General features: G+C 71.5%; 18 protein-coding genes. 7 read left to right on the forward strand and 11 right to left on the reverse strand.

The features are described 5' to 3' along the window. Positions 1-61 precede the first annotated feature (61 nt). Positions 62-1,021: an ABC transporter substrate-binding protein gene (locus tag ACWGJM_RS41565; RefSeq protein ID WP_453416945.1), complete on the reverse strand. Its 960-nt coding sequence runs from the start codon at positions 1,019-1,021 to the stop codon at positions 62-64. A 311-nt stretch (positions 1,022-1,332) separates the two neighbouring features. Here ACWGJM_RS41565 and ACWGJM_RS41570 point away from each other — a divergent pair, with 311 nt between their 5' ends. The 4 genes from ACWGJM_RS41570 to ACWGJM_RS41585 are packed head-to-tail and all read left to right on the forward strand — an operon-like array spanning position 1,333 to position 5,423. Further along, positions 1,333-3,891 carry an ATP-binding protein gene (locus ACWGJM_RS41570; protein ID WP_453416946.1) on the forward strand — a complete coding sequence of 853 codons (2,559 nt, stop codon included), beginning with the start codon at positions 1,333-1,335 and terminating at the stop codon, positions 3,889-3,891. After that, a complete protein-coding gene (locus tag ACWGJM_RS41575; protein ID WP_361800337.1) occupies positions 3,888-4,364 on the forward strand; it encodes a roadblock/LC7 domain-containing protein in 477 nt (158 codons plus the stop codon). Before ACWGJM_RS41570 ends, ACWGJM_RS41575 begins: the two co-directional genes overlap by 4 nt. A gap of 53 nt (positions 4,365-4,417) precedes the next feature. After that, entirely contained in the window at positions 4,418-4,834 is a 417-nt protein-coding gene (locus ACWGJM_RS41580; protein ID WP_453416947.1) for a DUF742 domain-containing protein, read from the forward strand. Beyond that, a complete protein-coding gene (locus ACWGJM_RS41585) occupies positions 4,821-5,423 on the forward strand; it encodes a GTP-binding protein (RefSeq protein WP_453416948.1) in 603 nt (200 codons plus the stop codon). Before ACWGJM_RS41580 ends, ACWGJM_RS41585 begins: the two co-directional genes overlap by 14 nt. Positions 5,424-5,433: 10 nt before the next feature. Here ACWGJM_RS41585 and ACWGJM_RS41590 read toward each other — a convergent pair whose 3' ends face one another. The 3 genes from ACWGJM_RS41590 to ACWGJM_RS41600 are packed head-to-tail and all read right to left on the reverse strand — an operon-like array spanning position 5,434 to position 7,945. Next, positions 5,434-6,102, reverse strand: a complete 669-nt coding sequence (locus ACWGJM_RS41590) for an ABC transporter permease (RefSeq protein ID WP_453416949.1) — start codon at positions 6,100-6,102, stop codon at positions 5,434-5,436. Then, the gene (locus ACWGJM_RS41595; RefSeq protein ID WP_453416950.1) at positions 6,099-6,818 is read right to left on the reverse strand and encodes an ABC transporter permease; all 720 of its coding nucleotides are present in this window, start codon (positions 6,816-6,818) and stop codon (positions 6,099-6,101) included. Before ACWGJM_RS41595 ends, ACWGJM_RS41590 begins: the two co-directional genes overlap by 4 nt. After that, entirely contained in the window at positions 6,815-7,945 is a 1,131-nt protein-coding gene (locus ACWGJM_RS41600; RefSeq protein WP_453416951.1) for an ABC transporter ATP-binding protein, read from the reverse strand. The genes ACWGJM_RS41595 and ACWGJM_RS41600 overlap by 4 nt, the downstream gene beginning before the upstream one ends. A 233-nt stretch (positions 7,946-8,178) precedes the next feature. Here ACWGJM_RS41600 and ACWGJM_RS41605 point away from each other — a divergent pair, with 233 nt between their 5' ends. Further along, entirely contained in the window at positions 8,179-10,230 is a 2,052-nt protein-coding gene (locus ACWGJM_RS41605) for an ArnT family glycosyltransferase (RefSeq protein ID WP_453416952.1), read from the forward strand. Here the strand turns inward: ACWGJM_RS41605 and ACWGJM_RS41610 are convergent. The 3 genes from ACWGJM_RS41610 to ACWGJM_RS41620 are packed head-to-tail and all read right to left on the reverse strand — an operon-like array spanning position 10,118 to position 12,896. After that, complete coding sequence (locus tag ACWGJM_RS41610; protein WP_453416953.1) at positions 10,118-10,852, reverse strand: FAD:protein FMN transferase; 735 nt, start codon at positions 10,850-10,852, stop codon at positions 10,118-10,120. The two genes, ACWGJM_RS41605 and ACWGJM_RS41610, sit on opposite strands and share 113 nt — an antisense overlap. Continuing rightward, positions 10,853-11,548, reverse strand: a complete 696-nt coding sequence (locus tag ACWGJM_RS41615; RefSeq protein ID WP_453416954.1) for an FMN-binding protein — start codon at positions 11,546-11,548, stop codon at positions 10,853-10,855. It lies immediately after the preceding gene. A 10-nt stretch (positions 11,549-11,558) separates the two neighbouring features. Continuing rightward, entirely contained in the window at positions 11,559-12,896 is a 1,338-nt protein-coding gene (locus ACWGJM_RS41620; RefSeq protein WP_453416955.1) for a ferredoxin reductase family protein, read from the reverse strand. Positions 12,897-13,047: 151 nt separating this feature from the next. Between ACWGJM_RS41620 and ACWGJM_RS41625 the strand changes: the two genes are divergently transcribed. Further along, a complete protein-coding gene (locus ACWGJM_RS41625; RefSeq protein WP_453416956.1) occupies positions 13,048-13,740 on the forward strand; it encodes a response regulator transcription factor in 693 nt (230 codons plus the stop codon). After that, the gene (locus ACWGJM_RS41630) at positions 13,737-15,179 is read left to right on the forward strand and encodes a sensor histidine kinase (protein WP_453416957.1); all 1,443 of its coding nucleotides are present in this window, start codon (positions 13,737-13,739) and stop codon (positions 15,177-15,179) included. The genes ACWGJM_RS41625 and ACWGJM_RS41630 overlap by 4 nt, the downstream gene beginning before the upstream one ends. Before the next feature lie 118 nt (positions 15,180-15,297). On the opposite strand, the gene msrB is transcribed toward ACWGJM_RS41630, so the two are convergent. The 4 genes from msrB to ACWGJM_RS41650 all read right to left on the reverse strand — a co-directional run bounded on the left by msrB (position 15,298) and on the right by ACWGJM_RS41650 (position 18,636). Continuing rightward, positions 15,298-15,705 (reverse strand): peptide-methionine (R)-S-oxide reductase MsrB, encoded by a 408-nt coding sequence (gene msrB / locus ACWGJM_RS41635; RefSeq protein ID WP_453416958.1) that lies wholly within the window; start codon positions 15,703-15,705, stop codon positions 15,298-15,300. A gap of 13 nt (positions 15,706-15,718) precedes the next feature. Continuing rightward, on the reverse strand, positions 15,719-17,107 hold the full coding sequence (gene murC, locus ACWGJM_RS41640; protein ID WP_453416959.1) for a UDP-N-acetylmuramate--L-alanine ligase: 1,389 nt from the start codon (positions 17,105-17,107) through the stop codon (positions 15,719-15,721). Between the two features lie 105 nt (positions 17,108-17,212). Next, the gene (locus ACWGJM_RS41645; protein ID WP_453416960.1) at positions 17,213-17,686 is read right to left on the reverse strand and encodes an indole-3-glycerol phosphate synthase; all 474 of its coding nucleotides are present in this window, start codon (positions 17,684-17,686) and stop codon (positions 17,213-17,215) included. 98 nt (positions 17,687-17,784) lie between these two features. Then, positions 17,785-18,636, reverse strand: a complete 852-nt coding sequence (locus ACWGJM_RS41650) for a pyrimidine reductase family protein (protein WP_453416961.1) — start codon at positions 18,634-18,636, stop codon at positions 17,785-17,787. Between the last annotated feature and the right edge of the window lie 29 nt (positions 18,637-18,665).

Consider the following 18,665-nt stretch of genomic DNA (forward strand, 5'->3'; position numbering starts at 1 on the left):
GCCCCCGGCGTCCGGGGGCACCCGCGTCGTTCCGTCGGCGGTCGCGGCCAAGGGCGGGAGGTCAGTCGAGGCCGGCCGACTTCAGCCAGGCCTTGGCGACGTCCAGCGGGTCCTTGCTCTGCGACTGTACCTGGGTGTCGAGGTCCAGCAGCGTCTTCGTGTCGAGCTTGGCCGAGACGGCGTCGAGGGCGTCGGTGCCCTTCTGGTTCAGCGCGCTCTTGTAGGCCAGCGGCTGGACGTTCTCGTAGCCGAAGAGGTTCTTCGGGTCCTGGAGGACGACGAACTTCTCCTTGGAGATCGTCGGCTCCGTGGTGAAGACGTCCGCGGCCTGCACGGTGTTCTTCTTCAGCGCCGCCAGGGTCAGCGAGCCGCCCGCGTCCAGCGCCTTGAAGGTCTTGAACTCCACGCCGTACACCGACTTCAGGCCGACCAGGCCCTGCTGCCGGGTCTGGAACTCCGGGGAGCCGCCGATGACCAGGTCCTTCGCGGCGTCCTTGAGGTCGGCGATGGAGGAGTCGGCGGTGAGCTTGTACTTGTCGGCCGTCTCCTTGTTGAGGGTGACGGAGTCCTTGTTCTGCGCCGACGCCGGCTTCAGCAGCGTGAGTTTGGAGTCGAGCTTGGCCTCGATCGCGGCGGTGGTCGCCTCGACGGTCTTCGGAGTGGCCTTCGGGTCGAGGTAGGCCAGCAGCGCGCCGTTGTACTCGGGCAGGACCGAGATGGTGCCGTTCTTGAGCAGACCGTAGGTCGTCTCACGGCTGCCGATGTTCGGCTTGTAACTGACCTTGATTCCCTTGGCCTTCAAAGCTTCGCCGTAGATGTCGGCGATCAGGATGCTCTCGGGGAAGTTGTTGGAGCCGACGACTACGGTGCCGCCGCTCGCCTTCTCGCCCGCGAGCGGGTCGTCGGACTTGTCGGAGGAGGAGGAACAGCCCGCCAGCAGGGCCGTCGCCGCGGCCAGCGCGACGATCGCCGCGCCGGGGTGTCTCCGGAATGACCTGCTGGTGTGGGTGTTGGCAGTCACGGTTCCCGTTCCGGGCTCAGATGGTGCGGTGGACAACGTGCACAGCGGAGGACCGCTCTGCGACTGATCCAATCCAGGCGGTTCTCGGTCAGTCAAGAGTCTCATGGTCACTGATTGGCTGCACTTGCTGACTAGTTGTGTAGGGCAAGCGGTTGTTTTGTAACAGATTCTTGACATGGAGCCCGCTGATCAGCCCTTCAAGGACGCTGTAGTCTCACCGCAGTTGACGTCGGTCACAGCGGTGTACGGGGCCCCGCTTCGGTGTCGTCACGCATCAGTTCGGGTGGAGACACCCCTACCAAGGAGGCCCGGTGTCCACGACCGTGGACGCGCACGCCCGGGGCTTCGCCGACCGCTGGCCCTTCCGGCGCAAGCTGAACGTCCTGGTCGGCGTGCCGCTCGCGGTGATCGCCGTATTGCTGTCCTACCTCATCACCGACCTCGTCGAGCAGTCCGGCACCGCCCGGACGGCGGCGCAGCTGGTCCGCGACAGCTCCCAGGTCGCCCGGCTGGCGAACCTCGTGGAGGCCGAACACCGGCAGGCCATCCTGCTCTCCGTGCGTTACGAGGCGGGTGGCGGCACACCCTCACCGCACGGCTACCGGGCGGCGCAGAAGGCGGTCGACGCCCAGGTGGAGAAGGTACGGGACACCTTCGGCGACCGGCTGGCGGACACCGAGGCGCAGGCCCTGAGGCAGGTCGAGGGCCTGAGCAGCCTGCGCGGCACCGTCCAGGACGGCTACCTCCCGGCCGACAACATCGACCCGGCGTACACCAACGCCGCCCAGAACCTGATCGACGGGCTGGACCTGGACCGCAACGCGTCCCTGGCCTCGACCTTCACCGGCAACCTGCTGGACTCGCTGCTGCGCGCGGACGCCGCCCACAGCTCCTTCGAGACCAGCGTGTTCTCGGCGACCACCGGGGACACCAACGCGCTGATCGAGTTCACCAACGCGGTCGGCGCCTACGACCTGTACGACCACCAGGCGGACCGGTTCGCCCGGTTCGCCACCGAGGACCAGGCCGAGGCGCTGGCCGGGATCGAGCACACCCCCGCGCAGCGCAACATCGCCGAGTCGTACGCCGAGCTTCAGATCGACCCCGGCAAGCTGGAGGCCGGCAACCAGACGGAGATCAGCGCGGCGGTCAAGGACGCGCTGCTCGACTACCCCGACTACCCGCGTCAGGCCGCGGCCCGGCTGGAGATCACCACCTCGCTGATCGACCGGATCGCCGACCGGGCCGACGAGGCGGCCGGCTCGGCCCAGTGGCGGGCCGGCCTGCTGCTGAGCGTCGCGTTGATCGGCTTCGCCCTGTGGCTCGCCTTCGCCGTCATGGTCCGCCGCTCGGTGATCCGGCCTGTGGAGGCCCTCACCGGAGTGGCACAGGAGGTCGCGGACGTCGCCGGCCGGGAGCTGGCCCGGGTGGCCGACGACGACGCCGAGGACGACGGACCGCCCCGGCTGCGGGACATACCCGTCACCGCCCGCGACGAGATCGGCGACCTCGCCCACGCCTTCAACCGCGTGCAGACCACCGCGGCCGGGCTGCTGGAGCGCCAGGTGCTCAGCCGGCGCAACGTCGCCGAGATGTTCGGCAACGTCGGCCGCCGGGTCAGCAACCTGACCACCCGGCAGCTCGCGCTGATCGACGCGGTGGAGCGGGGCGAGACCGATCCGGCGCTGCTGGAGCGGCTGTACTCCATCGACCACATCGCCGTGCGCCTGCGCCGCAACGCCGACAGCCTGATGCTGCTGGCCGGCATCCGGGAGACCGTCCTGGACGGCGGGCCCACCGCGCTCAGCAACGTCGTACGAGCCTCGCTCGGACAGATCGAGGGCTACCAGCGGGTACGGCTGAACGCCGCGGCGGACGCGGTGGTCCAGCCCGACATCATCGGCGACCTCACCCTCATGGTGGCCGAACTCCTTGAGAACGCCGTGTCGTTCTCGCCCGCGGGCAGCCCCGTCGAGGTCTCGGTCCGCTCCGGCGCCGAGGGCACCCACGTCGTCATCACCGACCACGGCCTCGGCATGAGCGCCGAACGCCTCGCCGAGGAGAACGCCCGCCTGATCCGCCGCGAGCGCCTGGACGTCGTACCCACCAAGGTGCTGGGCCTGTTCGTGGTCGGCACGCTGGCGCGCCGCTGGGAGATCGGCGTCGAGCTGTCCCGTACCCCCGGCGGGGGTGTGACGGCCGAGGTGACCCTGCCGGCGCGCCTGTTGCTGACGGTGGCCTCCGGCGGTCCGGCGGAGTCGTACAGTGCTCCGGCGCTTGCCGGCGTGCCGGCCGCGGGCGGTGGCCCGGTGCCTTCCGGTACGCCGGTGGGTGGCCCGGTGGGCTCCGGCTCCGGTGGGCCGAGCCCCGTCGCCCGTTCCGTGCCCGCGGAACCCAGTGGCTCGAGGGACGCGGACGCGTCCGACGGCCACGGTCACGCCATGTCCCCGGACACGGCCCCCGGCCAGGACCACCCCTCCCCGCTCCCCCGCAGGATCCCGCGCCGCGAGTCGGCAGGCGAGGACGACAAGGGCCCGCGCATCCCCGGCGCCCCGGCCGAGACACCCCCGCACAGCAGCGCCGGCGCCGACACTCCCCCGGCCGCCGACGGCGCCCGCCCCCTCCGCCGCCGCGTGCGCGGGGCGACGCTCCGCACGACCGCCGGTGCCTCGCAGGTCGTGCCGCAGACGGCGCGGACCGCCGACGCGGACGCCGTGCGGGACGCGCTGGAGGAGTTCGAGGCGGCGGTGGAACGCGCCCAACGGGACAGCGACACAGGTGACTTCCCGCTACCCGGCGCGACCGGCGAGACCCAGATTACGCACCACAAGCACGACCAGAACCACCGTACGGAAGGAGCCGAGCAGTGAGCACGTCGACAGGTGACACCCCGACGGGCGGCACCCCGCCGACCGATCTGCAGGCCGCCGCAGCCGACTTCAACTGGCTGCTCAACCGATTCGCGACCGAGACCGCGGGTGTCGTGGACGCCATCGCCGTGTCCTCCGACGGGCTGCTCATCGCCGTGTCGGAGCTGCGCGAGCGCGCCCACTCCGAGCGGCTGGCCGCGATCGTCTCCGGCATCACCAGCCTGGCCGCCGGTGCCTCCGGCAACTACGGGCTGGGCGGCCTCAACAAGGTCATCATCGATCTGGAGGGCGGCCACGTCATCGTCTCCGCGATCGGCAACGGCGCCGTCCTCGGCGTCGTCGCCGACAAGGAGGCCAAGCTCGGCAACATCGCGTACGAGATGACGCTGTTCGCCAACCGGGCCGGTGCCGCGCTCAGCCCCCAGCTCGTGCTCGAACTGAAGAACACCGTCGGCGTCCCGTCGAGGCGCTGACCGGCCCGCCGGTCACGCGGATCGAGACAGCCGAGAGAGGAAGAAACGCAGTCATGGCGGACGGCCTCCCGCCCCCGGGCCCCGACCCGGTCGGCCCAGCTTCCGCCGTACGGCCGTTCCTGGTCACCGCCGGCCGGGTCGCGGACAGCGGCTCCGGCCGGACGGTGCCCGTCGAGACCCAGGTGGTGGCCACCGCCGAGGGGCTCGACGCGCTCGACCGGCTCTCCTTCGAGCAGCACGACATCGTCGCCGCCTGCCGGCTCCCGCAGTCGATCGCGGAGCTCGCGGCCCGGCTGCGACTGCACCTCAACGTGGTCCGTGTCCTGGCCGAGGATCTGCGCGCGGCCGGGCACCTGACGGTGTACGTGCCCGACTTCGACGCCACCCACGACGCGTCCGTCCTGCGCAGGGTTATCGATGGCCTCCGCGCCATCCCCGACTCCCGGGGGGTACTGAGTGACACCGACTGAAGCTCCGACCGGCGGCCCTGCCGCGCGGACGGCCGTACGGCCGCCGCTGCCGGTGAAGATGGTGATCGCGGGCGGCTTCGGCGTGGGCAAGACCACCGCCGTGGGCGCGATCTCGGAGATCGAGCCGCTGACCACCGAGGCCGCGATCACGGAGGTCGCGGCGGGCGTGGACGATCTCACGCACACCCCGCGCAAGACCACCACCACGGTGGCGATGGACTTCGGCTGTCTCACCATCGACCCGACCCTCAAGCTGTACCTGTTCGGCACGCCCGGGCAGGAGCGGTTCGGGTTCATGTGGGACGACATCGTCGAGGGCGCGGTCGGAGGGCTCGTCATCGTCGACACCCGCCGGCTGGACGACTGCTACGCCGCCGTCGACTACTTCGAGCACAAGGGCATCCCGTTCGCGGTGGCGGTCAACGCCTTCGACGGGAAGGTGGAGCACAGCCTGGACGAGGTCCGCTGGGCGCTCGACGTCACCGAAGGCGTCCCGGTGCTGGTCTTCGACGCACGTGAACGCGGCTCGGTGCGGGACGCGCTGCTCGTCGTACTGGAGCTGGCGCTGGCCCGCACCGAGGCGCGATAGACAGGGGTGCTCAGCCCGCGCGGCGCACTCCGGGTGACACCGCGATCCTGTTCAGCACCGAGAAGACCGTGAGGGTGACCACCGCTAGCCCGGCCACCAGGGTGGCGCCGCCCACCACCTTCTCGAAGTTGCGCTGGTAGAGGCCGTCGATGACGTACCGCCCGAGCCCGCCGAGGCTGACATAGGCGGCGATGGTGGCCGTCGAGACGATCTGGATGGCCGCCGAGCGCAGCCCGCTGAGGATCAGCGGGAGCGCGACCGGCAGTTCGACCTGGAACAGGATCCGCGGCTCTCCCATGCCCATGCCCCGTGCGGCATCCACCGGGGACGGGTCGACGGACCGCATCGCCTCGTACGTCGTCACCAGGATCGGCGGGACGGCGAGCGCGACCAGCGGGATCATGACGGGCACCAGGCCGAAGCCGATCAGCACGAACATCAGCACCAGCAGGCCGAAGCTGGGCAGCGCCCGGGCGGCGGTGGCGATGAGGGCCAGGACGTTGCCGCCGCGGCCGGTGTGACCGGTGAGCAGGCCGACCGGAAGGGCTATGGCGGCGGCGATGGCGAGGGCGAGCAGTGAGTACTGGACGTGCTCGCGCAGCCGGGTGGGGATGCCGTCGTAGCCGTGCCAGTGGGAGCCGTCGCTGAAGAAGGCGTTGACGAAGTGGAGCACGTTCATCGGACGGCGTCCTCCAGGGCTGCCGCGGCCGGTTCGGGCCGGGCCTCGGCGTCGACGGGTCGGGGCCTGCGGGTGCCGCGCGGCATCCAGGGCGTAAGGAGCAGACGGACGACGACCAGCATGGCGTCCGCGAGGACGGCCAGGACGGCCGTGCCGATGACGGAGAGCCAGACCAGGCGCGGCTGGTGGTAGGACATGCCGTCGTAGAGCAGGTTGCCGAGCGCGCCCTGGTTGCCGATGAGCGCGCCCACGCTGACAAGTGAGATGCTCGACACGGTGGCGACCCGCAGCCCCGCGAGGATGGCGGGCACCGCGATCGGCAACTGCACCTGCACGTAGCGGCGTACGGGCCCGAAGCCCATGGCGGTGGCGGCGTCGAGGGTCTCCTGCGGTACCGAGCGGACGGCGTCGACGATCGCCGGGACGAGGACGACCAGGCTGTAGACGGCCAGCGGGATCATCACCGTGGTCTCGGTCTGGCCGGTGTAGTCGATGAGTACGACGAAGAAGGCCAGCGACGGTATCGCGTACAGCACGGTCGTCACCCACAGCACGGGCGCGTACAGCCAGCGCAGCCGCACGCACAGCTGGGCGACCGGCAGGGCCACCAGCAGGCCGCCCAGAACCGGCAGCAGGGCCTCGCGCAGGTGCAGCCCGATCAGACCGGAGTAGCTGTTCTGAAGGTCGCTCGGCAGGTGGAAGAGGCCGCCGCTCATCCGGCCACCTTCGCGGCGGTGGGTACCGTCGCGTGGGCGCTGCGGATGGCCTCGCCGATGACCTGCTGCGAGACGACGCCGACGACCCGCCCGGCGCCGTCGACGCCGACCGCCCAGCCGGTCGGGGAGAGCACCGCGCAGTCGAGCGCGGCCCGCAGCGAGTCCGTGGCGGGCGCGAAGGGCCGCCCGTACGACAGCAGCCGCTCGGGGTCGATCTCGCCGGGGGTGAGGTCCTGCGGCCTGCTCCAGCCGAGCGGCCGGCCGTCGGCGTCGGTCACGAGGAGGTAGGGCACGTCGGCGGTGCCGCGCGCGGCGATCTTCTCGGCGCCCGCGTCGACGGCGACGACGGGCGCGGTCTGCAACTCGAGCTCCGCGGCGGGGAAGAAGGACAGCCGGCGGATGCCGCGGTCGGTGCCGAGGAAGTCCTCGACGAAGGAGTCTGCGGGCGCGGAGAGGAGTTCGGCGGGCGGGGCGAACTGGGCCAGTTTGCCGCCGGTGCGCATCACGGCGACCGTGGTGCCCAGCTTGATGGCCTCGTCGATGTCATGGGTGACGAAGACGATGGTCTTGCCCAACTCGGCTTGCAGCCGCAGGAGTTCGTCCTGAAGGCCCTTGCGCACCACCGGGTCGACGGCCGAGAACGGCTCGTCCATCAGCAGCACCGGCGGGTCCGCGGCCAACGCCCGTGCCACGCCGACGCGTTGCTGCTGACCGCCGGACAGCTGGTAGGGGTAGCGCTTGGCCAGTGCGGAGTCGAGCCCCACCCGTTCCATCAGCTCCGCCGCGCGCCCCCGCGCCTTGTCCTTGCTCCAGCCCAGCAGGCGGGGCACGGTGGCGATGTTGTCGATGATCGTGCGGTGCTGGAAGAGACCGGCGTTCTGGATGACGTAACCCATGGACCGGCGCAGGGTGTTGACCGGCTGCTTCTGGATGTCGACGCCGTCGAGGAGGATGGCGCCCTCGCTGGGTTCGATCATCCGGTTGATCATGCGCAGGGTCGTGGTCTTGCCACAGCCGGAGGGCCCCACCAGGACGGTGATCGAGCGGTCCGGAATCTCCAGCGACAGCCGGTCGACCGCCACCGTGCCGTCCGGGTACCGCTTGGTGACTGAATCTATCCGTATCAAAACGCCGAATACCCTTCGGGTGTGGCAGGAACTGCCCGTTCTCGGCCACGGTCGTCGATGCGCAGGCCGTTGCGGGGGAGAGTCTAGACCTGAAGTGTTTCAGTACTTTGGCGGGCGACGGCCTGGCAGCCGGTCGTGACCGCACTGTGCGCAAGCTGTGAGTCCGCTGATTCTCATCCGCCCCTCAGCGAAGCCTCAGCGCGGGCCCAGACACGGCCCCGATGGTCACTGCCATGACGACTCTCGCCCCGCCGCCCACGCCCGCCCGAGCAGGCCATCGCCGCGCCGCCGACGCCCCCGAGGACCCCCGCTGGGCCCGTCCCGCACTGTGGGCGATCCTGGTGCTGGCCACGGCCCTGTACGCCTGGAACCTCTCCTCCGTCACCGGCAACACCTTCTACGACGCGGCCGTCTACAGCGGCACCAAGAGCTGGAAGGCGTTCTTCTTCGGTGCCCTGGACTCCGGCAGCTTCATCACCGTCGACAAGCCGCCGTTCGCCCTGTGGGTGATGGGCCTGTCGGCCCGCGTGTTCGGATACGGCACCTGGCAGTTGATGCTGCCGATGGTCGCCGTGGGCACCGGCTCCGTCGCCCTGCTGCACCGGCTGGTCAAGCGGGACTTCGGGCCGGTGGCGGCGACGATCGCCGCGCTGGCCCTGACGCTCACCCCGATCACCGTGGCGATCACCCGGGACACCAACCCGGACCCGGTCCTGGTGTTCCTGATGCTGCTCGGCGCGGCCGCCCTGCTGAAGGCGGTGCGTACCGGACGCCTGATGCCGCTGGTGTGGTCGGCGGTCGCGATCGGCTTCGCGTTCAACACGAAGATGATGCAGGCGTACGTCGTGCTGCCCGCGTTCCTCCTGGTCTACCTGTGGGCCGCGAACGCCTCGCTCGGCCGCCGCATCCGCAACCTCGCCGTCGGCACGCTCGCCCTGGCGGTCTCCAGCGCCTGGTGGATGCTGGTCGTCGACCTGGTCCCGGCCTCCTCGCGCCCCTACATCGGCGGCTCGACCGACAACACGGTCTGGGACCTGGTGATCGGCTACAACGGCTTCGGCCGCATCTTCGGGGCGAGTTCGTCGGTGGGCTCGCAGGGCAACGGGGCGAGCTTCGGCGGCAGCGCGGGCCTGTACCGGATGTTCAACGACATCATGGGCGGCCAGATCTCCTGGCTGATCCCCTTCGCGGCCGTCGCGCTGGCCGGCGGGCTGGTGCTGCGCGGCCGGGCGCCGCGTACCGCCCCGCAGCGGGCGGCGCTCGTGCTGTGGGGCGGCTGGTTCGTCCTGCACTACCTGACGTTCTCCCTCGCCGAGGGCACCTTCCACCCGTACTACGTCACCGCCATGGCCCCCGGCATCGCGGCCCTGGCCGGTGCGGGCGGGGTGCTGCTGTACCGGGCGTTCCGGGAGGGCGGCGCGGCCGTGGGGGTCCCCCCGCTCGAGCGAAGCCGAGAGTGGGGGAGGGGGTGGGTGCTGCCCGGTGCCGTCGCGGTGAGCGCGGTGTGGGCGGTCGTCCTGCTCCAGCGGGTGTCCGGGTCCGGGGCGGTGTACACGGTCGCCGAGGTCGTGGTCGGCGTCACGGGTGCGGTGTCCGTGCTCGGTCTGCTCGCCGGGCGGTTCATGCGGCGACAGCGGCTGATGGGCTTGGCGGCGCTGACGGCGGTCGTGGCGCTGCTGGCCGGGCCCGCCGCGTACGCGGTGTCGGCGGCCACGGCCGGCACCAACGGCACCAACCCGACGGCCGGTCCCACCACCGGCGGCATGGGCGGCGGCGGACAGCGCTCGAGCGGCGGAGCCCCGAGCGGCACCAAGCCCGGCGCCGGCGGCTCGGCTTCGGCGTCCGGCGGGCAGCCGATGTCCGGAGGGCAGTCGACGGGGCAGCGCCCGTCCGGAAGCGGTGGCGGCGGCATGGGCGGCGGCACCCAGGTGAGCTCGGAGATGATCACCTACCTCAAGAAGCACCAGGACGGCGCCACCTGGCTGGTCGCGGTGGCCACCGACCAGACGGCCTCCTCAGTCATCCTGGAGTCCGGCGAGCCGGTCATCTCCATGGGTGGCTGGTCCGGCAGCGACAACGCCATGACCCTCGCCAAGCTCAAGAGCCTGGTGAAGGCGGGCAAGCTGCACTACGTCATGGTCGGTGCCGGCGGCCAGGGCTCGAACTCCGAGATCACCGCCTGGGTGAAGAAGCACGGGACGGCGGTGAAGTCCTCGGCCTACAGCTCGGGTTCGACGTCCACGAGCAGCGGCCTGTACCGCCTGGACGCCTCCGACGCCGGCTGACCGGTACCCCTGCACGACGGGCCACCGGACATTCCGGCGGCCCGTCCGTCGCACACTGCATCGGCGCACCCCTCGGCCGGCCCGTCGCGGGACGCCCGGTGCGCCCGTCGACGATGTGGTCGCCGCGCTCGTAGCGCCCGGAGGTCGCCACCGCCCCGTCGGTGATCCCCAGCACCGCGCACAGCCGGTCGGCGTGCTCCGGGTGCCGTATCCCCACCCGCCAGGGGCCCCCGGCGGCGACCACATCACCGCCGGCGTTGAGGCAGAACCGCCGCACCCCGGCCGCCGCGAGGAGTTCCGCCGCCCGCTGCACCGACCAGCCCTTGACCACCGCGCAGGGGTCCAGGCCCCGGCCGGGCAGCCGGGCGTCGAAGGCGCCGCCGGTCGCGGTCCGGTACTCCTCGCACAGCTCGAGGACCTCGGTCAGGTCGTCGCTGAGCTCACCCGGCCCCAGTTCGCCCCGGTCCAGCCGGGACACCTCGCTGTCCGGCTTGAAGGGGCTGAAGCGGGTGTCGACCTCGCGCAGCCAGTCGAAGACCGCGTCCGCGACGCCCTCGGGGACCCGCTCGTCGTCGATCCGCAACGACACGGGGAACCCCATCACCTGTTCCACGCGCCGCATCTAGGCCTCGTCCAGCGCCGCCTGAAGCGACTTCTTGTAGCCCTCGCTGGTGATCGTCGCGCCCGACACCGTGTCGATGTCCGCGCTCTGCGCCTTCAGCGTCTCCGCGACCAGCTTCGGCACGGCGGCCGTCGTCTGCGGATGGTTCGGCTGCTGGAGCATGCGCACCGCGGTGATCTTCTCGCCCTCCACGGTCACCTCGACCTGGACGGGACCCTTCTCGGTGTCGACCGTCGGACCGGCGACCACCTGCGAACTGGCGGAGGCGGAGGGCGAAGGCGACGAGGAGGCCGACTTCCCGTTCGCGTCGATGGCGGCCTGGAGGGACTTCTCGTACGCCTCGCTGGTGATCGTCGCGCCCGACACCGTGTCGATGTCCGCGCTCTGCGCCTTCAGCGTCTCCGCGACCAGCTTCGGCACGGCGGCCGTCGTCTGCGGATGGTTCGGCTGCTGGAGCATGCGCACCGCGGTGATCCTGTCGCCGTCGAAGGTCACCTGGACCTGGACGGGACCCTTCTCGGTGTCGATGGTCGTGCCCTTGACGACCGTGCCGGAGGTCGTGGTCCCCGAGGAGGCGGACGGTGTCGTTGCGGGCTCGGCGCTGGACGACGTCGCAGCGCCGATCGACGGCTCGTAGCGCCAGACCGGGACCAGGCCCGCGATGCTCAGGGCGACGACAGGTATGGCTCGCTTCACGGTGTCTCTCTCATCCCGCCAGGCTGAAACGCTCGAAGTGGATCTGCTGCTTGGGCACGCCCAGGTCGCCGAGGCTGCGCAGTACCGCGGTCATCATCGGGGGCGGCCCGCACAGGAAGACGTCCCGGTCGCCGATGTCCGGCACCAGCCGGGCCAGCTCGCGCGGCGCCAGTTTGTCGGGGACGGGCGGTCCGGTGACCAGGTGCAGCTCGGCGCCCTTGGCGAGGGCGAGGTCGCGCAGTTCGTCGTAGAGGACGGCGTCGCGTTCACCGGCGACCCGGTAGATGACGACCGCGTGGCCCTCCAGGTCCTCCAGCAGCGCCCGGATCGGGGTGACACCGACGCCGCCGGCGATGAGCAGGGACTCGGACCTCGTGCGGTGCAGGGTGGTGAAGGCTCCGTAGGGGCCCTCGGCGAAGACGCGGGTGCCGGGCTTCAGGTGCCGCAGGGCGGCGCTGCCGTCGCCGGCCGCCTTGACGGTCAGGCGCAGGGTGCGGCCGTCGGGGGCGGCGGAGAGGGAGAACGGGTTGGCCTGCCACCAGCGGTCGCGGGTCAGGAAACGCCACAGGAAGAACTGGCCGGCCCGCGCGGGCAGCTTGTCCAGGTCGCGGCCGGTGACGTGGACCGAGACGACGTCGTCGGACTCGGGGACGACCGCGGAGACGCGGAACTGGTGGCGGGTATTGCGCCACAGCGGGAGGATCAGGCGGCCCACGGCCATCGAGCCGAGCGCCACGCCCCACACCGCGTACCAGTAGGTCTTCGCGGCGGACGACGACGTGAAGGTCGTACCGACCGCGACCTGGTGGCTGAACGCGAGCACCACGGCCACGTAGGTGTACAGGTGGATGAAGTGCCAGGTCTCGTAGGCGAGGCGGCGGCGGGCGTAGCGGGCCGATACGGCTCCGACCACGATGACGACGGCCAGCGCGACGATCGCGCGGAGCACGCCCTGAGTCGTCTCGGCGAGGTCGACCAGCTCGCTGATCGGGCCGATCCGGGCGCCGTCCGCGTACCCGAGGCTGATGAACACGGCGTGCGCGAGCAGCGTCCACAGGATGCCGAAGCCGGTCCAGCGGTGCCAGGAGGTCAGCCGGTCCATGCCGATACGGCGGTCCAGCCAGGGCAGCCGGGCCACCAGCACCAGCTGGAAGGCCATGAGGAGGGCCCCGTACAGGCCGGCGAAGCGGCCGATCACGATCAGGGCGTTCGAGGCGAATCCCGCCTGGGCGAAGAAGTAGGCGACCACGGCCGCGTTCGCGGCCAGCACGGCGTACAGACCGGTGCGGGCCACCACCCTGGGGCGTATCGCCGTGGGGGGCGCAGGGGGTGATTGGACGGTCGTCACGGGACGGCAGCTCCTTGATCGGGTCCGGGGAGTCGAGCTTCGCCCGGGGCTGCTGTCGTTTTCCTGTCGGACTACTTTCAACTGGATATCGATGTGGCCGGTGGGAACGGGCGGGGCTGGCGCCTTGAGGCGCGTCGACGAGGATGAGCGGGTGGAAAAAGTACGACTCCTCGTCGTGGACGACGACCCGCCGATCGCCGACCTGGTGGCCACGGTCGCCCGGTACGAGGGCTGGGAGGCGGTGACCGCGTACTCCGGTGAGGAGGCGCTGACGAAGGCCGCCGGGTTCCGCCCGGACATCGTCGTCCTGGACCTGATGCTGCCCGACGTGGACGGCTTCGGCGTGCTCGACCGGCTGCGCCGCTCGGGGACGATGGTGCCGGTGGTGTTCCTCACCGCGCGCGACGGCATCGCCGACCGGGTCGCGGGGCTGACCCGGGGCGGGGACGACTACCTGGTCAAGCCGTTCGCGGTGGAGGAGCTGATGGCCCGGCTGCGCACGGTGCTGCGGCGCAGCGCCGGACCGGATTTCCAGCGGTCGGTCGTCCGGGTCGCCGACCTGACGATCGACGAGGACACCCGACAGGTGCGGCGCGCCGACCGGCTCCTGTCCCTCACCCCCACCGAGTTCGAAGTCCTGCGCTATCTGATGCGCAAGTCCCCGACGGTGCTCACCAAGGCGCAGATCCTCGACCATGTCTGGGAGTACGGCTTCGGGGGCCGCTCCAACGTCGTGGAACTGGTCATCAGCCGGCTGCGTCGCAAGCTCGAGGAGACCGGCCGGGAGCCGCTGATCCACACCGTGCGCGGCTTCGGATACGTCGTCCGGCAGGCGGCCGAGTGATACGCCGGCTCCGCCACGCGTACCGCAGACTGCGCCTGGGCACCCGGCTGGCGCTGGGCCTGGGCGCACTGTCGCTGGTGGTGTTCGCGGTGGTCGGCACGGCGCTGACCACGTACATGCGCGACTACCTCCAGCAGCAGCTGGCCCAGCAGCTCAAGCTCGTCCAGACCGTGCAGACCAAGGACGCGTTCACCCACGGCACGGTCCGCCGCAAGCCGTACTACGGCTGGTACACGGCGGTGTACGACGTCTCCGGCGGTTCGGCGGTGCTGCGCAGGCCGGCCGACGTGCCGGACGACACCCGTGCCCTCACCGCGCTCGCCGAGGCGCGGGCCCACTCGGACGCGGAGGTCTCGCGCACCGCGGACATCTCCGGCGAGGGCATCTACCAACTGCGGGCCTGCGAGGTGGAGCCCGGGGTGGTACTGGTCAGCGCCGCGCCGCTGGCGGACGTCGAGGGGACGGTGCGCCGGCTGGTCGTGGTGCAGGTGGTGGCGTTCGCCGTGGCGCTGCTGGCCCTGGTGGTCTTCGGCCGCAAGATGCTGCGGCGCGGTCTGCAACCGCTGAGCGACATGGCGACGACCGCCCACGGCATCGCCTCGCACGACCTGACGGAGTCGGCGGCCCGGCTGCCGCTGCGCGCGGACGCCCCCGGCGGCGGCCCGGAGGTGGAGGAGCTGCGCACCGCCTTCAACACCATGCTGGAGCACATCGACGCCTCCCTCGCCGTCCGCGCGGAGGCGGAGCAGCGGCTGCGCCGCTTCGTCGCGGACGCCTCGCACGAGCTGCGCACCCCGCTGATGTCGGTACGGGGCTACGCGGACCTCTTCCAGTACGCGGCCGCCAACGAGCCCGCCGAACGCGACCGCCACCTGGCCCGGCTGCGCGCCGAGGCCGCCCGGATGGGTGTGCTCCTCGACGATCTGCTGCTGCTCGCCCGGCTGGACGCGGCGGAGGTGGAGGCGCCGCTGCGCCCGGCGGACGCCGACCTCACGGAGCTGGTGCGGGAGGCGGCGGACGCCTTCCGCGCGGGCCATCCGGACCGTCCGCTGACCGTCACCACCGGGCCGGAAGCGGTGAAGCTGCGCCTGGATCCCCTGCGGATCCGGCAGGTCCTGGACAACCTGCTGACCAACGCGGCGGTGCACACGCCGGCCGGGACCGAGGTGTCCGTGGCGGTCTCCCGAGAGGCCGGCACGGTGGCCGTACGGGTCAGCGACTCCGGCCCCGGGATACCTGCCGCCGACCGCGCCCGCATCTTCGACCGCTTCTACCGCCTCGACAAGGCCCGCAGCCGGGACCGGGGCGGCAGCGGGCTGGGGTTGTCGGTGGCCCGGGCGCTGGTGGAGGCGCACGGGGGGACGATCGCGCTGGGCGGCGGTGAGGGACTGACCGTGTTCACGGTTCGGCTGCCCGTCGGAGCGTCCCTCTCGGTGTGATGTCGTCCCCGCTCGACGCCTGCGCCGGCTACAGCTCGATCGGACGATATGCGCCACCTTGTTGGGAGGGTCCCCACTGGGGGGGACCCGACCACGTTGGGCCGCTGGTATCCCGGAATCAGCCCTCGTCCGGCGTCAGCCGCAGGGAGATGCTGTTGATGCAGTACCGCTGGTCCGTCGGTGTCGCATAGCCCTCGCCCTCGAAGACGTGCCCGAGGTGGGAACCGCAGCGGGCACAGCGCACCTCGGTGCGGACCATGCCGTGGGAGCGGTCCTCGATGAGTTCCACGGCGTCGGTGTCCTTCGGGTCGAAGAAGGACGGCCAGCCGCAGTGGGACTCGAACTTGGTGGTGGAGGTGAACAGTTCGGCACCGCAGGCGCGACAGGAGTACACGCCCTCGGTCTTGGTGTCGGTGTACTCACCGGTGAAGGCGGGCTCCGTGGCGGCCTGCCGCAGCACCGCGTACTCGGCCGGGTTCAGCTCCGCGCGCCACTGCTCGTCCGGCTTCTCGACGTCGTACGACATGAGCTTCAGCCCCTCACTTCGACAGCTGGTCCAGGATCCGCGGGCCGAGGTCGGTGACATCGCCCGCGCCCATGGTGAGAACGAGATCACCGGCCTTCGCCATTCCCGCGATCACCGCCGGCGCCCGGTCCTTGTCGTGGACGGCCGTGACGTCCGCGCCCGCCGCCCGCGCCGCCTCGATGATCAGGTCGCTGGTGACGCCGGGGATCGGGTCCTCGCGGGCCGGGTAGATGTCGAGGACGACCGAGGCGTCCGCGAGGGCCAGGGACCCGCCCATCTCGTTGCCCAGTTCCTGGGTGCGGGAGAACAGGTGCGGCTGGAAGAGCACCAGGATCCGGGCGTCGCCCGCGGCGGCGCGCATCGCTTCGAGGTCGGCGGTCATCTCCGTGGGGTGGTGGGCGTAGGAGTCGATCACCTGGACGCCGGCCGCCTCGCCCTTGAGCTGGAGGCGCCGCTTGACGCCGGTGTACGCGGCCAGCGCGGGGGCCAGTTCGGCGGCCGGGACGCCCAGCGCCGCGCCCGCCGCGAGGGCGGCCACCGCGTTGAGCGCGTAGTGGCGGCCGGGGACGGAGACCGTGAAGGTGAGCTCCTGCCCGTCCAGGACGGCGGTGACCTCGCTCTTCAGACCCTGCGGGACGACCGACAGCACGCGTACGTCGGCGTCCGCCGCCTCGCCGTACGTCACCGTCCTGACCGATCCGGCCAGCCTCCGGGTCAGCTCCCGGGCGCCCTCTTGGTCGGCGGAGATCACCAGCGTGCCGCCGGGCACGATCCGGGCCGCGAAGGTCTCGAAGGACTCGTAGATCTCGTCCATCGAGGCGTAGTTGGCGTGGTGGTCCAGCTCCACGTTGAGGACGATCGCGACCTCGGGGGCGTACTTGTGGAAGCTGCGGTCCGATTCGTCCGCCTCGGCGACGAAGATGTCGCCCTCGCCGTGGAGGGCGTTGGAGCCGGGCGCGTCCAGGTCGCCGCCGATGGCGTACGACGGGCTCAGCCCCAGCTCGGTCAGCGACACCGCCAGCATCGACGTCGTGGTGGTCTTGCCGTGGGTGCCAGCGACGGCGATCGGGCGCAGGCCGTCCATCAGCGCGGCGAGGGCGTCGGAGCGGTGCACGACCGGGATGCCCAGTTCGGCGGCGCGGGCGAGCTCCGGGTTGTCCTTCCGGATCGCCGAGGACACGACCACACAGCTCGCGTCGTCGGCGAGGTGCTCCGCCGCGTGCCCGATGTGCACGGTCGCGCCCAGCGCCCGCAGCGCCTCGGCGGTCGCCGACTCCTTCGCGTCGCTGCCGGCCACCTTGGCCCCGCGCTGCGCGAGGATCTTCGCGATACCCGACATCCCGGCGCCGCCGATGCCGATGAAGTGCGGTCGGTCCATGGCGGGGGGAAGGCCGGGTGCCATGCGCGTATCTCCCAAGATCCGGTACGTCGGTGAGCGCGCCCAGCGATGGGCGCGCCCCCACCTTATTCCGTGCTGTCCAAGTACTCGGTCAGCGAGGGCCCGCCGTCACGCCCTGCTGTGCGAGAACAGCTTCAGCACCGGTACTCCCACCTTGTGCCGGGCCCGCGAAGCCCAGTCGCGGTGGAAGAACTCCTCCACGTAGTGGGGGTCGGTCAGCACGATCACCTCGTCCGCGTCCACCTCGTCGACGAGGGTCTTCAGCGCGTCCAGCGGATGGTCCTCGATCAGCCGGCCCTCCGCCGCGCTGCCCGCCGTACGCAGCGCCGTGAGGGACACGCCCAGGGCCTGCGCCCCGAGTGCCTTCGCGTCGTCGCCCTCGGGGGTGGCGCCCTCGCGGGCGGCCTCGTCGAGTTCGCCGAGCGCGATGTCGTCGATGGCCCTGAGCAGGCGGTCGGCCTGGTCGCCGCGCGGCTGGAGCAGCACATGGAAGGTGACCTGCTCATCCCCGTGCAGGGTGGTGACGAACTCCACGTCCGCGGACGTCAGGGCCTTCTCGATCATCAATACGCTTGTGAACACCAGCGCCCCTTCTCCTTCGCGCACCCGCGGGCCTCTTCTTTCGCGAGGGCCCCGACGGGCCCTGCGGAAACCATCCTGCCCCGTGATCGCACGGATTTTCAGGACCGACGGTAGCGACTGAACAGGAATCCGGTTTCCTCCAGCAGGGACACGAGCTCGAACCGCCGGGGCACGTCGACCGACGGTCCCCCGGCGATGCGCTGCGCGTCCCCCGCGGTGAGCATCGGGGAGACGGTCAGGCAGAGCTCGTCGAGCACCTCCGCGGCCACGAGCTGCCCGAGCAGCCGGGGGCCGCCCTCGGTGAGCAGCCGGGTGTGGCCGAGGCCGGCGAGGGCCTGGACGGCGCGGGCCGGGTCCACGCCGACACCGTCGCCCGCGATCACCACGCGGGCGCCCGCCTTCTCGGCGGCGGCGACCCGGTCGGGGGCCGCCGCGGCGCCGGTCAGGATCAGGGTGGGCACGAGGGGCGAGGCGAACAGGGGGAGGGAGAAGTCGAGGTCCAGGCTCGCGGTGACGACCGCGATCGCCGGGGCGGGGCTCTGCCCGGCCGCGGCCCGCAGCCCCGCGAACTCCGCGCGCTCCCGGGCCGGGCGGTACCCCTCCTGACGTACCGTTTCCGCGCCCACGACCACTACATCGGCCAGCGCCCGCAGCGTGCCGAAGATCCGCATGTCGGTCGCGTTGGAGATGGGGTGCGAGCGGCCCTCGTGCTGGGCGGCACCGTCGAGGGTGGACACCATGTTGGCCCGCAGCCAGGGCACCGGCCCGCCGGGCGAGGCGGGCTCGGGATAGGCGTAGGCGGCGGCGAGCTCGGCGAGGCTCCACTCACGGTCGACGAGAGCATCGGGAGCCTCACTGGCCCCACCGGGCTCCCCGACCCCCTCCGCCTCAATGGCACCGCCGAGGGTCCGGGCAGCTGTTTCGTCGGTCACAGGGAACAGGCGTCGCATGCCGTGCAGTGTTCCACGCCGCTTAGCAT

Source organism: Streptomyces sp. NPDC054834 (assembly GCF_053611185.1).

Excerpts from the sequence above, each read along its gene's own strand:
- ACWGJM_RS41650 (WP_453416961.1), bottom strand. The coding sequence starts at position 18,636 with ATGCGACGCCTGTTCCCTGTGACCGACGAAACAGCTGCCCGGACCCTC.
- ACWGJM_RS41605 (WP_453416952.1), top strand. The coding sequence starts at position 8,179 with ATGACGACTCTCGCCCCGCCGCCCACGCCCGCCCGAGCAGGCCATCGC.
- ACWGJM_RS41610 (WP_453416953.1), bottom strand. The coding sequence starts at position 10,852 with ATGCGGCGCGTGGAACAGGTGATGGGGTTCCCCGTGTCGTTGCGGATC.
- msrB (WP_453416958.1), bottom strand. The coding sequence starts at position 15,705 with ATGTCGTACGACGTCGAGAAGCCGGACGAGCAGTGGCGCGCGGAGCTG.
- ACWGJM_RS41590 (WP_453416949.1), bottom strand. The coding sequence starts at position 6,102 with ATGAACGTGCTCCACTTCGTCAACGCCTTCTTCAGCGACGGCTCCCAC.
- murC (WP_453416959.1), bottom strand. The coding sequence starts at position 17,107 with ATGGCACCCGGCCTTCCCCCCGCCATGGACCGACCGCACTTCATCGGC.
- ACWGJM_RS41595 (WP_453416950.1), bottom strand. The coding sequence starts at position 6,818 with ATGAGCGGCGGCCTCTTCCACCTGCCGAGCGACCTTCAGAACAGCTAC.
- ACWGJM_RS41580 (WP_453416947.1), top strand. The coding sequence starts at position 4,418 with ATGGCGGACGGCCTCCCGCCCCCGGGCCCCGACCCGGTCGGCCCAGCT.